Genomic DNA, 14,241 nt, shown 5'->3' on the forward strand with positions numbered 1-14,241 from the left:
TGATTTCAGCAGTTTTATAATGTAATGGAATATAAATGTATTGAAATGTGATTTCGGTCATAAATTTTAAATGGTCCGGTATTTATATTTACTACAGAATTAAATTAATTGATTCTATAAAAATTTTTTTTCATCATTTGTGTTTTTAGGGTCTCCTTTGTGGGACCCTATTTTTTTAGAAATCATATCTGATGATGCAGGATCATATAATTCTCCTATAGTATAATAAAAATCTGAAAAGAGCGTTACCTTTAAAGTAAAATAATATTATTTTTGATAAATTCTATATTGACATATTGCTCATTTTTTATAAAAAATATTCTGTTGTATGCTTTATATTATCAAAAAACGAATTAGATTTGCAATGATTAATATTAAATGATAACTTATGAAGAAAATTTCTACTTTTATAGTACTTCTTCTGTGTTTGTTAAATTTAGGCGCCATACCGGATGTCTATGGACAAACACCTGCCACATTACCGTATTCACAAGACTTTAATACCGCCAATGATTTTACCCTCCTCAACGGGACGGCTACAAATAAGTGGTTTTATGGTGCTGTTACCGGAAATCCAGGCAATTCTATTTACATCTCAGATAATAATGGGACTGCTAACAACTACAATACCAGCTCGTCGAGTGTGGTACATGCTTACAGGGATATTGCGATACCTGCAGGATCTTCTATTGCCAACTTTTCATTTGACTGGAAAGGCGAGGGAGAATCGGGTTGGGACTATCTGAGGGTATGGTTGGTTCCTGCCACATTTACACCTACTGTAGGTACTCAGATTACCGCCGGGACCGGAAGGTTTCAGGTAGGAGAGTTTAATCAGCAATCTACATGGCAGACATTCAGCTCTCCCAGTCTGAATATTGCTGCATATGCGGGAGCAAACATGAGACTTGTATTTGAATGGAGAAATGACGGTATTTTTGGAACTCAGCCTCCAATCGCGGTTGACAATATTAATATCAGCATACCAACCTGTATTATGCCTTCCGGTATGGCTGTTCCTACGGTAGGAACTACTACTGCTACATTAACCTGGACAGCCCCTACACCAACTCCGGGATCGGGATACGAATATTATCTAACTACGACGAATACAGCACCTACACCTGCTACGGTAGGGGTGGCCAACGCAGGAACTTCAGTAAGCCCTGGCGGACTGACTACTTCTACTACCTACTACTGGTGGGTACGTTCTGTTTGCAGCGCAAGTGATAAAAGTGTATGGGTAGCAGGACCTTCATTCTCTACCACTCAGGTACCGGCTACAATTCCTTATACACAGAATTTTTCTACGGCAAACGACCTTCAGCTTTCCAACGGAACTCAGGTTAACAAATGGGTTTACGGTTCTGCTACCGGAAATCCTGCCAACTCATTATATATTTCCAATACCAACGGAACCACCAATGCTTACAATACAGGTTCTTCAAGTGTTGTGCATGCATTCAGGGATCTTATTGTTCCTGCTGGAACAACGGATGCTACTTTAATGTTTGACTGGAAAGGAGATGGCGAATCCAGCTGGGATTATTTAAGAGTATGGATGGTACCAGCAAGCTTCACACCTACTGTAGGAACTCAGATCACTGCAGGAGGCGGAAGAATTCAGGTTGGCGGAAACATGAACCAACAGACAACATGGCAAAATTATTTCAATACGGGACTAAACCTTAGCTCATTTGCCGGAGGTGTTATGCGTCTTGTTTTTGAATGGAGAAATGACTCATCCGGGGGAACACAGCCTCCTATTGCCATCGATAATATTAATTTGAGTATTCCTACATGTAAAGTTCCGGTAAATGTACAGGTAACAAGTGTAGGATCTAATACAGCATCAATAAGCTGGACGGCGCCGTCACCGGCACCTGTAGGAGGATATCAGATTTACCTTACTACAACGAATGTGCCTCCTGTAGCGTCGACTGTACCAACTTCTACTTCTGCAACAACTACAGCAACGTTGTCTCCACTTACACCAAATACGACCTACTATTTCTGGGTGCGTTCGGTGTGTGCAGGGTCAGACAGAAGTTTCTGGGTAGCGGGACCAAGTTTTACCACAACGCAGATTCCTGCTAATTTACCTTATATACAGCAGTTTACTACCGGAAGTGATATGGGGTATACCAACGGAACTCAGGTTAACAAATGGGTTTATGGTTCTGCAACAGGAAATACAGGGAACTCACTTTATATTTCCAATACCAACGGAACTACCAACGCTTACAATACAGGATCATCAAGTGTGGTTCATGCATACAGAGACATTACGATTCCTACCGGTACTGCTACCGCTACTTTCTCTTTCGACTGGAAAGCAGACGGGGAGTCAAGCTGGGATTATTTGAGAGTGTGGTTGGTACCGGCTACATTCATGCCAACTTCGGGAACGCAGATTACTGCCGGAACAGGAAGGATACAGATAGGAGGGAATTACAATCAGCAGACGACATGGCAGACTGTTCTTAACCCAGCCCTGAATATTTCAAGTTTCGCAGGAACGACAATGCGTCTTGTGTTTGAATGGAGAAACGACTCATCGGGAGGAAATCAGCCTCCTGTAGCAATTGATAATGTTAATATAAGGGTATGCAGCACGGCAACTCCGGTTGTAACGTTAGGCACCCCAACACATAATTCAATTGTATTGACGTGGCCGCAGGACACCGGTGGTGCGAGTTATATCATCAACTACAGACCACAGGGAACGGGGGCACCTTGGCAATCAACAAGTGTTGCAGCGGCAACTTATCCGCAGCCTACCAATACAACGACATTAACGAACCTTTTATCTGCAACATTATATGAAGTACAGGTAATTGCAGTTTGTAACGGTAATCAAGGTACGCCTTCCAACAATACATTTACAACGAGATGTGATCCTACACCTCCGAATGTTACTATCAGTAATATTACTACAACTTCGGCATTGGTTACGTGGTCTCCGTTGGCAGCAAGTTCACATTATTTCATCAGATACAGAATCGTAGGAAGCGGAAACGGTGGCTGGAGCGCAAACATTCCTTTGCCTGCGGCTCCTGCCAATACATTCCCTCTTACAGGATTGAATGTGTATACTACTTATGAAGTGCAGATCGCCAATATGTGTGATAATGAAAATACAATGAATCCTTGGTCTAATCCTAAAATATTTACTACGGAAAGAACATGCGAAATTGCTCCTCCTGGATTAACGATTACCAACCTTACGACTACTACGGCACAGGTAACTTGGGATCCTTTCCCTGGTGCAACATATGTGCTGAGATATAGAAAAGTAGGTATTCCGAGCTGGACAACGGTAACTTCTAATACCAACACGATTACATTGACAGGTCTTCTTGAGCTGACTCAGTATGAAATGCAGGTGGCGAATGTGTGTAGCGGAACGGCTGGAAACTATACTTTACCTTATTTATTTACAACACCAACAGTAGTGTATTGTCAGATGGCGGCTACTACCTCATCATCTGAGTATATTTCAAAAGTAACGGTAACACCAAACGGAAAACCGGAAATGATCAACCAGTCTGTTGCTTCCAACTATACTGATTATACAGGAGTAACTGCTAAGTTCATTGAATTGATCCAGGGATCTTCTGATAATAAATTGACCATTGAGAAAAAAATCTCAGGAAGTAGCACCGCAGGAGTAGCTGTCTGGATCGATTTCAACAGAAACGGATATTTTGATATTAATGAAAGAGTTTTCGTTTCAGGACCGAATAACGAGCAGACCGTAAGCGGAACATTCTCTGTGCCTGTAGATGCATTCATCAGCCTTACAGACTTCAAATATGTTGTAATGCGGGTAGCACTTCAGAAAGACGGTATTCCGGTGAACTGTACAACGGTTCCGAATGGTGAAGTGGAAGACTATACTGTAAGAATCACCAAGCCGATCGTTCCAAATCCGGTAAACCAGGACGAAATCCTGATCTATCCAAACCCGGTAAAAACGGTACTGAATGTGAAGAACATCAGCAGCAGAGCAAATTATAAAATCTACAATTCTACAGGTCAAATAGTTTCTACAGGAATTATCCTTAATAATAAAATTGATGTACATACACTCATCAATGGTGTATATGTGATTGATATTGATGATGCCAAGGGTACTGCCCAAAAGAAATTCATCAAAGAATAAAAAAATGTTATAAATGACTAAAGCTCTCAGAAATGAGAGCTTTTTTTATGCTTTAATTTTAACATTTGTTAAATGATTGTTTAATTTTTTCTTATGTTGTTCGTTTAGTTATTGCTTTGTAACTGTCTGTTATATAATATCTTATCGAAAAAATAATACCTAAATATTTTTTAAATAATTGATAAAATTTGTTAATTGATAAAATAAATCGGTTAAAAGACTTTTTATAAGTAAGACATTGCTTAAATTTGCAGTCACTCATGTTTAATTTGAGTTTTCATGGTTATTAGTTTTTATCCTCGTAGCAATACGGGGATTTTTTTATTAATTACCATACACTGTCTCTATATCATCCTGATCAGTAATACTATTTAATTATAGCTTTTGCTGTATAGATATATTTTAAACCTAGAATTACTGCTGTAATACTTACAGCTTTCGTCTGTAAATGATGTGGGGGACTGTCTGAAATCATCAAGATATTTTTTGCCCTCTTCTTCTATAGCAGGTATAATAACGTAGTCATACAGAGTTTTGGTAAAAGCGCTTGAATTTTTAAGAATCAGTTTTTTGTGTTTTAAGGCGTTTGGGAATGTCATGGCATTGGGTTTTTACAAATGTAAACAAAAAAATAAATGATCAAAAAAAATAACTAATAGATCGTAATCATCACTTTTAACGAAAATTATCTATACATTTGCAGTGATTCTCATGTTTAATTGAGTTTTCATGGTTATTAGTTTTTAGCCCCTGTTTATTCAGGGGCTTTTTTATTTTCAGCTGAAAAATATTTAATTGAAAATTCAATTCTTAATTAAAATTTTAACTTTTCATTCTTATTCCTGGCATAGTAGTTGAATAGTTAAACGCAACTATTAAAAAATCCCTTTAAAGGAACTTACAATATTCTCGGAGCGATCTGAGAATATTTTTAAAGAAACACCATCACTTAAATATTAATTTTTTCATTTAATCCTCCGCCGTGGCTGGGGATTTTTTTGCTTTCTTTAAAATGCGTATCTTTACATAAAATTATTTACGTGTCTTATATAATTAAAACAACATCAGAAGGCTTAATATACGTAAAAGCATCCAACATTATCAATGTAAAGAAGCCGAACTCCATTGAAGGAGCAAAGGTATTGGGAAAGCCGTTGGTGATCAACGTGAATCATATTGGTTTCCTTAGTTTTAATATGGATGGGAATGTTACTTTTTTTATGGCAAGCGGCTTTGAAATATCAGTCAATATATTGTATGAAGAAGCAGAAGAAGCTTTTAACAATGCAAAAGCTAATGTAGAAAAGATTATACGTTAATATTAGGTTATCATTAAAATTATAATAGCTCCTGAGAGGGAGCTATTGCTATTTAAGGTAAAATTCTCTTTTCGGTCAAACCGTATTCATCAATTCCTCGTATATAATTTCGAAGACAAATTATTTTTATAAATGACGGATTTAAATGATTAGAATATATAGCTCATCAATTTGAGTTTTTCATGGTTATTAGTTTTTAGTCCCCGGTTAAGCCCGGGGATTTTTTATGGAAACTTTTTAATGCTTCATTGAGATATGGGGCATATAGAAACAAAAAAACCTCTCTGAGATTAGAGAGGTTGGAGGTACCTAGCGGATTCGAACCGCTGTAGATGGTGTTGCAGACCACTGCCTAGCCGCTCGGCCAAAGTACCATGTCTTTACCATTTTTAGGTGTGCAAATATAACAAAATATCTGATTCAACAAAAATTTTTCAGGCGATTTCTTTTGTGCCCAGGCTTTCGATCTCGCTTTTCATCTGGGTTTCAGTCTCATAATTTTTAATATTAATCACGCGGGTTTCGCTCCAGCTGTCGTGCCATCCGTTTTCTCCCAGAAAGGATAAGGCATCAAAAGGCACAACTCTTGAAAATGTCCGTCCAAGTATTTGCATGAAGGTAGGTTTTTTACCATCTATACTAATTACTTTTGTACCTGTAATATACTTTGCGAGTGTTCTTCCCAAATAATATTCCATCAGGCAGTAATAGGCAAATATGTAGGTAAGATAAATGAGTATAAAAACAAACCCCAGTCCTGCATCGTCTTCTTCAAAAGTTTCATCTATATTTTCATTAAAAATCATGGTATTTAATATCCCAAAGATAAAAAGAGCACCGTAAAAAATAATCTGTATAAATATTCTGTCCAGAATGTACTCTGCAAACCTTTGCCATTTTGTAGCTCTGTTATTATCAACTACACGTAAATATTTTCTCATGTTGGTATTAGTTTTAAATTCCGTTTAATATAAGTTTTAAAGTTGCTTTGGTATCGATCACGGCAGTAATTCCTGACGGATTCATCAGGATGCTGCCCGGCTGTAAGGTAAATACTGTTCCGGACATTTTCAGTCCTTTATAGTATTCTTTGTTAAAGGCTTCTTCAATACTCTTCTTCGAGCTGTTCTCAAGATCCTGCGTGGGAATGCCGTATTCTTCCTCAATCATTTTTACAATTCTTCCGCGGAAAAGAAGGGTTGCCGTTTTCTGTAATATATTTGAAGTTTTCAGTTTAAATTTGGTATCGGAAAGCACGATTTTCTTTTTGATCACATCATATACAGGAATCCCTGAAATAAATGCAGTACCATTGACGTACCCTTCAGTTTCCGCCTCTATCATAACGCGGTTGTCTTCACCGTATACTTTGATGTCTTTAATTTTTACCGAAGAACCCCGTATATCATATTCTTTATTCAGGAACATATTCCGGGCAATGGCAGTTGCTTCCGTAAAAGGAACATTAGCGGTAGTCTGAAGCAGGAACTGATCTGCCAGTGAAGAAACAAACCCGAAGTCGGAAGCCGATTTTACAGGTTCAGAAGATTCAGGTTTATTGCCGGTATAGGTTTCGGAGTAGATATCTATTCCAAGGCTGGTATTGATCTGGTTGCCGTAAAACTGTAACGGTGTAATATGAACGCTGATCGGTGTAATTTTCAGCCAGGTATTATATTCTTCCGAAATCTGAAAAGGGTTGGCAAAAACATTCCACGCCATTACGGCATAATTCTGAAAATTCAGCTGAGTGGCCATTTGCTGATCGATGGTGGTGCAGAATTTCTTCTGCTGTTCTACCAGGCTTTTTTCTACCAGTGAGGTAATAGGAATCTGTATTTTCCCAAAATCAAGGACAGGTTTTGTAACCCATCTGAACCCATTTGTACGGGTCTGGGTAACAAGCGTCCAGTTATTTTTTAAGCTGATTGAGGTATTGAAAGACATGACTGTTTCAAAAGTCGTGCTTTGATACGTGTACAGTCCAAGGGTCCCGATTCCTTTTTCTGCCCAGATTTTTAAAGGCACCTCAATCAGGATGTTTTGATTGGTTCCGCCAACGAGCCTTATAGGACGCGTTTTCCATACTTTCACTTTAAACTGATCGTTGTTATTGTCGGTATAAGAATCATCCTGATAAATGAGATCTTTTACAGAAGCATTGATCATGTTGCTGATCTCAGAAAGCGGAATGGTAACCGGCATGGTGATGTTGGATCTTACCTTCGGAAAATTGTAGACAGGAGACTGACTGACGGTATTCGTCTGTCCGTAAATACTGATAAAAGTTAATAGGAAAATTATCTTAATGAATTTCAAGTTGCAATAATTTTTAACTAAAATAATAAATTTTAATGATCGGGCTTAAAACTTTTTTCCAGCTCAATGCTTGCTCCTTTCATTTCACCTTTCATCGGCGGAGCGGTCTTGGTAATTTTCAGCCCTATGTATGAGATTTCCGGAAATTTGTCGTGGATTTTTGAAATGATTCTTCCGGCTACATGTTCCAATAGTTTAGACTTGATTTTCATCTCATTATGAATAATTTCGTTAATATCTGCATAGCTGATGGTGTCCTTAAGATCATCCGATTCCGCTGCCTTCCACAGATCAGTATGGATTTCCGCATTCAGAATATAGTAGGTCCCAATGATATTTTCCTCAGGTAAAACACCGTGATAGGCATAGATTTTTACGTCTTCAAGATATATTTTACTCATTCCATTAATTTTAGGCAAAAATCGTTTTAATTCTTCAGAATTATAGTGTATCCCGATACTTTTTTTATCTTTTTTTAAATATTTAAAACTTTAATCCCAATTTATAGTAACGGGTTTCCACTTTTATCGCCTGCACATTTCGGATAGCAAATATTTTTGTTAATTATTTTCAGGATGGTTAGGAGGTATCAGAAATAATATTAAATTTATAAAATGAACCAAATCAATTTATTATGAAAAATTTAAAAAAATTAAACAGAAGAAATTTAGAACAGATTAACGGTGGTGCAGATCCTAAGAATTGTAATGAATGCCCTGCCGGTTCTAATCTTACCTGTGATGAATATTGGGCCCTTTCCGAGTTTTGCAGAAACTGTGTCCTGATTAATTCAGAATGTTATGTTCCTGGGCCGAATGATCTTTAAGTAACGAACGGAATAATAAAAATGCCCCTAAAGTTAATTTTGGGGCATTTTAATTTATTTTATACTTTTAGAAAGATCAAGCATCGCTTCAATAGGCTTTAATGCTTTCAATCTCAACTCTTCATCAATGATGATTTCCGGAAGCTCATATTTCATGCACAAATAGAGTTTTTCCATTGTATTTCGTTTCATGTAAAAACATTCTGAACAATTGCAGGTTTCATCGAAAACCAATGCCGGAATCAGTTCTTTATGAGGTGCACGTTTTTTCATTTCATGAAGAATTCCTTCTTCGGTAGCAATGATGAATTTCTGGCAGTCTTCTTTTTCCACATAATTAAGCAGGGCAGAAGTAGAGCCGATAAAATGAGCCAGTTTTAAAACGGCTTCTTCACTTTCCGGATGGGCAATAAGTTTGGCATCAGGATGATCGGCCAGCTGCTGGGCAATTCTTTCCATAGAGAACGCTTCATGTACGATGCAGCTTCCGTCCCAAAGGATCATGTCGCGACCTGTTTTTTGGGATAAATATCGTCCCAGGTTTTTATCCGGGGCGAAAATAATCGGACGGTCTTTCGGCAGCGCTTCTATGACCGTTTCCGCATTGGAACTGGTGACAATAATGTCGCTTTCAGCCTTTGTTTCTGCATTGCAGTTGATATAGGTTGCGACTAAAGCATTCGGATGCTGTTCGCGCATTTTTCTTAGGCCTTCTCCCGAACAGCCGTCTGCTAAAGAACAGCCTGCCAGCGTATCAGGAAGAACGACTTTTTTCGTTGGGTTAAGGATTTTCGCTGCTTCTGCCATAAAATGCACCCCACAGAATACGATCATATCTGCATCGGTATCTTTTGCCTGTCTTGCCAACTGAAGCGAATCGCCCAGGAAATCAGCAATATCCTGAATTTCGCCCGGCTGGTAATAATGCGCCAAAATCACCGCGTTTTTCTCTTCTTTCAATGCAAGAATGGCTTTTACAAGCTCTTCTCCCTGGGGAATTGCTATATCTTTGATATCCAGAAATCCTCTTACCGGAATTGCGGATTTGGCTTTTTCTAATGTTTCGGTACTCATATTTACCTCAATGTTTTAGATGGAAAGTTAAATCGGAATGTGGAAGTTGAAACTTTACATCTTAAGCTTCCAGCTTCCATCATCAACCTCTTTTAGCTTCCAATAAAATTTTTTATTAAACTTTCTATTTCACTTTTTGCTTCGTCAAGATCTTTGTTGATCACAATTTTGTCAAAATCTTTTGCATAAGACATTTCTTCCTCCGCTTTTGCAACACGGGTTCTGATGGTTTCTGCATCATCCGTGTTTCTGGTGATCAATCTGCGTTCCAGTTCTTCAATGGAAGGTGGTTCAATGAAAATCGAGAGAGCCTGCTCCCCGAAATATTTTTTAAGGGAAATTCCGCCTTTTACATCGACGTCAAAAATCACCACTTTCCCCTGATTCCATATTTTTTCCACTTCAGATTTTAAAGTACCGTAATATTTATCGGTGTACACCTCTTCAAATTCCACGAAGGCATCTTCCGTAATTTTTTGCCTGAATTCATCAGGTGTTAAGAAGTGATAATCTACGGCATGAACTTCACTTCCCCTAGGCTGTCTTGTTGTGCAGGAAATTGAGAACTGAAGTTCGCTAAATACTTCCAGCGAGTGTTTTACCAATGTTGTTTTTCCGCTTCCCGACGGTGCCGAAAATATGATAACTTTATTATTCAAAGTTTTTAGTTTTGGGTTTAAAGTTTATTACATGATTCAAAAAATATGTTTTCATTCAAAGTTGTCAAAAACCTTGAATATTAAATTTTGAATTAAAGAACGTTTAACGTTTGTTCTTTAATTTTCTCTAAATCATCTTTCATCATTACTACCAGTTTCTGGATTTGGGCATGGTTGGCTTTTGAACCTAAGGTGTTGATTTCACGGCCGATTTCCTGAGAAATGAATCCCAGTTTTTTCCCGTTGAAATCTTCATTATCCATCACTTCCTTATAATATTTAAGATGTTGCGAAAGCCTTACTTTCTCTTCAGAAATATCGAGTTTTTCAGTAAAATAAGCCATTTCCTGATAGAAACGCGTTTCATCTACGTTTTCAAACTCCTTTAAAGATTTTTGATAACGCTCTTTTACGGCAATGATTCGCTCTTCCTCAAAAGGAATCACTTCAGAAAGGCTTTTTTCAATATTCATCAGGTTTCTCTCAAGTTCTTCATGCAGGATCTTGCCTTCCGTCTTTCTGAATTCTTCAAACCGGTTAACGGCAGCATGTACAATTTTAGCCAATGCTTCCCATTCTCCTTCCGAAAGTTCATCTGGTCTTGAAGTAATGGCATCCGGCAGTCGTACCGCCATTTTCAGGTATTCGAAATCGGGGCCGTCCGGAGCGATATTACGAAGCTCACTGATGTAGGATTCAATTAAATTTTTATTAATTTTTACATCTGTAGATTCCTCAAGATTTTCAAGATTGATATAGCAGTCTACTTTGCCACGGATAATTCTGTCGTTGAGAATTTTTCTGATCTCGAATTCTTTTTCTTTATACCGTAAAGGAATTTTAATATTCAAATCAAAGCTTTTGCTGTTCAGTGACTTAATATCTATGGTAATCTTTTTTCCTTCAAAAACATCTTCGGCTCTACCGAAGCCGGTCATTGATAAAATCATAGTTTTTTATTGTTGTACAAAGATAAACATTTAAGCGTATGTATTAACTATATTCCGTTTTAACCGCAAAAGGAGCAAAAGATTTTTAATGTACTTTAAATATTCAAAAGTCTGCAAATTTTATTCTGCTTTTGTGAACTTTTGACAAACCAAATATTTACCCTATTTCTTTTGTGTCTTTTGCGGTAAAATACAATCCACCCATTTTCGTAAATTAGCGGTGTGAAAAAGAAAAACTTAATTTCTGTTGTAGGACCTACTGGTATTGGAAAAACAAGGCTGGCTATTGATCTGGCCAAACATTTCGATACGGAAATTATTTCCTGCGATTCCCGCCAGTTTTTTAAAGAAATGAAAATCGGAACCGCGTCACCTTCTGAAGAAGAGCTGGCGGAAGCTCCGCATCATTTCATCGGAAACCTTTCCGTTGAGGAGTATTATTCTATAGGTCAGTATGAAGAAGATGCATTAAAAAAGCTCAATGAACTTTTTGAAAATCATGATGTTGTCATTTTGGTGGGCGGAAGCATGATGTATGAAAAAGTGGTAATCGAAGGCCTTAATGATCTGCCGGAAGCTGATGAAGAAAATCAGAAGAAATTACAGGGAATTTTCGAAAATGAAGGAATTGAAAAGCTTCAGGATATACTCAAAGAACTCGATCCTGAATATTTTACCGTGGTAGATATTCACAATCACAGAAGGCTTTTACGGGCAATTGATGTTATTTGGCAGACCGGAAAAAAATATTCTGAATTAATTGCAGTTTCACAGGATTCCCGGGATTTTAATACGATCCGGATCGGAATTGAAGCGCCGAGAGAAGAATTGTATGACCGAATCAACAGGAGGGTAGACATTATGATGGAAAAAGGCCTGTTGGAAGAAGCGAAAAGTTTAGAAAAATTTAAACATCTGACAGCTTTAAATACGGTTGGTTATGCCGAATTGTTCAAATATTTTGATGGAGAATGGGACTTAGATTTTGCCGTTTCTGAAATCAAGAAAAACAGCAGGAGGTACGCAAAACGCCAGTTGACCTGGTACCGGAAAGCGGATGATATTCATTACTTACCGTTGGGATATTCGCAGGAGGATTTTGATGGGTTGATTGGATATATTAGTCAACAAACTTTGAAGTAATTTTTTTTATTTCCCACAGATTTCGCAGATCTGCATAGATTTTTGGAAATATTTTAATGTAAAGAGTTGCTGATTGTCATTCTGACGAAGGAAGAATCTCCATAAATATTTTATAGATTCTTCACTTCACGTTGTTCCGTTCAGAATGACAGCGTGGGTGTTTTTTTAATTTAAAAACAAAAAATGCAGCCCCGAAAGACCGCATTCCATTAACAATATAATTTAAAATTTACTACTTCCAACCGCCTCCTAACGCCCGGTACAAGTCTACAATGCTGCTTAATCGTTGTCTTTTTACGGACGCTAGATTCAGCTCTGCCTGCAGAGAATTTCCCTGAGCGGTTATCACTTCTAAATAGTTTGCCATGCCGCCTTTGTACAGCATTTCGGCACTTTTAATTCCATTCTTTAAAGTGGCTGCCTGTTCGGCTGCTTTCTGTTCCTGAACTTTTAAACTTTCATTGGAAACCAGGGCATCAGAAACTTCACCCACTGCGTTTAAAACAGACTGACGGAACGCCAGTACATTTTTTTCTCTCTGAATTTTAGCAACATTCAAATCCGTTTTCAACTGTCTTTTCTGGAAAATAGGCTGGGTAATTCCTCCTAATACAGAACCGAACAATGAAGCCGGAATCTGGAACCAGTTATCAATTTTAAAAGAATTTACCCCTCCGTTGGCGGTAATTTTTAAAGAAGGATACATATTGGCTTGAGCAATCCCGACTATTGAGTTTGACTCTAACAACACCAATTCCTGCTGACGGACATCCGGACGACGGCTTACCATTGCTGCCGGAAGCCCTGCAGAAATTTCCTGCGGCAGAGAGGTTTCGGACATTTCAATCGTTCTGCTGATTTTTCCTGGGTTTTCACCCACCAAAATACTCAGGGCATTTTCCTGAATCGCAATATTTTGTTCCAGTTGAGTGATCAGCAGTTCTGTGGATTGCTTCTGTGCTGTTGCCTGCTGAACTCCCAGAGAAGTCGTGTCACCGCTTTGCCACAGCTTTTCCGTAAGAGAAAGAGTGTTACTGCTCAATTCTAAATTAGCTTTTGCAATCTGCAATTGTTTATCAAGCATCAATAAATTATAATATCCCTGTGCAATGGCTGCAACCACTTGTGTCTGAATGGCTTTTGTCGCTTCATACGTCTGGAGATACTGCATTCTGGAAACTTCCTGCTGGTTTTTTATTTTACCCCAGATGTCTGCCTCCCAGGATAAATTGAAGGCTGCGTTGTAGTCTTCAACATGGCTTTGCCCTAAAAATAAATTAAGGCTTTGTCCGTTCATGCTGTTTTTTGAAGGCCTGGAAATCTGCGCAGCAACTCCGAAACCTACATCAGGATACTGCAGGTATTTTGCCTGTTTGAGCTTTTCCTGAGAAGATGCTACCTGCTTCAGAGCAATCTGCAGATCGTAGTTGTTTTTAATTCCTTTTTCAATCAGAGTCTGCAGCATCGGATCATTGAAAAACTGTCTCCATTCTAAATTGGCAACGCTCGCCGTGTCGGCAGTTGCGGTATATTTGAACGTTTCGGGAAGGTCCAGCTTAGGCTCCTTGTATGCCAGTTTGGACACACAGGAGACCGAAGCTAAAGCCAGTCCGAAAGTGATGATGATATTTTTTACTTTTTTCATAGTTTTTAAACTTTTAATTGAGTGCACCTTGAGAAATTGTTGCAAAAAGTATTTTTATAATTCTTATAATTTTCTTAACGCAAAAAAATATTTAATGTAAAAATATTTGAGTGAGCAAAGTTTAATCAATTTAAAATTGAT

The 14,241-nt window shown here is 38.0% G+C and carries 12 protein-coding genes and 1 tRNA gene; 4 read left to right on the plus strand and 9 right to left on the minus strand.

What is annotated here, in order from left to right; translation table 11 throughout:
- The first annotated feature begins 388 nt into the window (after positions 1-388).
- Positions 389-4,165, plus strand: coding sequence for a fibronectin type III domain-containing protein (locus tag HHL20_RS16535; RefSeq protein ID WP_169232273.1), 3,777 nt, complete (start codon positions 389-391; stop codon positions 4,163-4,165).
- 371 nt (positions 4,166-4,536) lie between these two features.
- Here HHL20_RS16535 and HHL20_RS16540 read toward each other — a convergent pair whose 3' ends face one another.
- On the minus strand, positions 4,537-4,764 hold the full coding sequence (locus tag HHL20_RS16540) for a hypothetical protein (RefSeq protein ID WP_169232274.1): 228 nt from the start codon (positions 4,762-4,764) through the stop codon (positions 4,537-4,539).
- A 441-nt stretch (positions 4,765-5,205) separates the two neighbouring features.
- On the opposite strand from HHL20_RS16540, the gene HHL20_RS16545 reads away from it, so the two are divergent.
- Positions 5,206-5,484, plus strand: a complete 279-nt coding sequence (locus HHL20_RS16545; protein ID WP_169232275.1) for a hypothetical protein — start codon at positions 5,206-5,208, stop codon at positions 5,482-5,484.
- Between the two features lie 300 nt (positions 5,485-5,784).
- On the opposite strand, the gene HHL20_RS16550 is transcribed toward HHL20_RS16545, so the two are convergent.
- The 4 genes from HHL20_RS16550 to folB all read right to left on the minus strand — a co-directional run bounded on the left by HHL20_RS16550 (position 5,785) and on the right by folB (position 8,204).
- Positions 5,785-5,858: transfer RNA gene (locus HHL20_RS16550), tRNA-Cys, on the minus strand.
- 60 nt (positions 5,859-5,918) lie between these two features.
- The gene (locus tag HHL20_RS16555; RefSeq protein ID WP_169232276.1) at positions 5,919-6,425 is read right to left on the minus strand and encodes an RDD family protein; all 507 of its coding nucleotides are present in this window, start codon (positions 6,423-6,425) and stop codon (positions 5,919-5,921) included.
- Positions 6,426-6,438: 13 nt separating this feature from the next.
- Entirely contained in the window at positions 6,439-7,803 is a 1,365-nt protein-coding gene (locus tag HHL20_RS16560) for a DUF4403 family protein (RefSeq protein ID WP_185194832.1), read from the minus strand.
- 32 nt (positions 7,804-7,835) lie between these two features.
- On the minus strand, positions 7,836-8,204 hold the full coding sequence (gene folB, locus HHL20_RS16565) for a dihydroneopterin aldolase (protein ID WP_169232277.1): 369 nt from the start codon (positions 8,202-8,204) through the stop codon (positions 7,836-7,838).
- Between the two features lie 233 nt (positions 8,205-8,437).
- Between folB and HHL20_RS16570 the strand changes: the two genes are divergently transcribed.
- Positions 8,438-8,629, plus strand: a complete 192-nt coding sequence (locus tag HHL20_RS16570) for a bacteriocin-like protein (RefSeq protein ID WP_169232278.1) — start codon at positions 8,438-8,440, stop codon at positions 8,627-8,629.
- A 54-nt stretch (positions 8,630-8,683) separates the two neighbouring features.
- On the opposite strand, the gene nadA is transcribed toward HHL20_RS16570, so the two are convergent.
- The 3 genes from nadA to HHL20_RS16585 form a co-directional block, all read right to left on the minus strand.
- Positions 8,684-9,703: a quinolinate synthase NadA gene (gene nadA / locus HHL20_RS16575; RefSeq protein WP_169232279.1), complete on the minus strand. Its 1,020-nt coding sequence runs from the start codon at positions 9,701-9,703 to the stop codon at positions 8,684-8,686.
- 92 nt (positions 9,704-9,795) lie between these two features.
- On the minus strand, positions 9,796-10,362 hold the full coding sequence (gmk, locus tag HHL20_RS16580; protein WP_169232280.1) for a guanylate kinase: 567 nt from the start codon (positions 10,360-10,362) through the stop codon (positions 9,796-9,798).
- Between the two features lie 92 nt (positions 10,363-10,454).
- A complete protein-coding gene (locus HHL20_RS16585; RefSeq protein ID WP_169232281.1) occupies positions 10,455-11,312 on the minus strand; it encodes a YicC family protein in 858 nt (285 codons plus the stop codon).
- Positions 11,313-11,534: 222 nt separating this feature from the next.
- Between HHL20_RS16585 and miaA the strand changes: the two genes are divergently transcribed.
- Positions 11,535-12,455: a tRNA (adenosine(37)-N6)-dimethylallyltransferase MiaA gene (gene miaA / locus HHL20_RS16590; RefSeq protein WP_169232282.1), complete on the plus strand. Its 921-nt coding sequence runs from the start codon at positions 11,535-11,537 to the stop codon at positions 12,453-12,455.
- A gap of 232 nt (positions 12,456-12,687) precedes the next feature.
- Here the strand turns inward: miaA and HHL20_RS16595 are convergent, their stop codons facing one another.
- Positions 12,688-14,100, minus strand: a complete 1,413-nt coding sequence (locus tag HHL20_RS16595) for an efflux transporter outer membrane subunit (protein WP_169232283.1) — start codon at positions 14,098-14,100, stop codon at positions 12,688-12,690.
- Positions 14,101-14,241 lie beyond the last annotated feature (141 nt).

Source organism: Chryseobacterium cheonjiense (assembly GCF_012927265.1).
Lineage (GTDB): Bacteria > Bacteroidota > Bacteroidia > Flavobacteriales > Weeksellaceae > Chryseobacterium > Chryseobacterium cheonjiense.

Bases quoted from the DNA above. Each gene is read 5' to 3' on its own strand.
- HHL20_RS16585 (WP_169232281.1), bottom strand. From the start codon at position 11,312: ATGATTTTATCAATGACCGGCTTCGGTAGAGCCGAAGATGTTTTTGAA.
- HHL20_RS16570 (WP_169232278.1), top strand. From the start codon at position 8,438: ATGAAAAATTTAAAAAAATTAAACAGAAGAAATTTAGAACAGATTAAC.
- folB (WP_169232277.1), bottom strand. From the start codon at position 8,204: ATGAGTAAAATATATCTTGAAGACGTAAAAATCTATGCCTATCACGGT.
- HHL20_RS16595 (WP_169232283.1), bottom strand. From the start codon at position 14,100: ATGAAAAAAGTAAAAAATATCATCATCACTTTCGGACTGGCTTTAGCT.
- HHL20_RS16535 (WP_169232273.1), top strand. From the start codon at position 389: ATGAAGAAAATTTCTACTTTTATAGTACTTCTTCTGTGTTTGTTAAAT.
- HHL20_RS16555 (WP_169232276.1), bottom strand. From the start codon at position 6,425: ATGAGAAAATATTTACGTGTAGTTGATAATAACAGAGCTACAAAATGG.
- HHL20_RS16540 (WP_169232274.1), bottom strand. From the start codon at position 4,764: ATGACATTCCCAAACGCCTTAAAACACAAAAAACTGATTCTTAAAAAT.
- nadA (WP_169232279.1), bottom strand. From the start codon at position 9,703: ATGAGTACCGAAACATTAGAAAAAGCCAAATCCGCAATTCCGGTAAGA.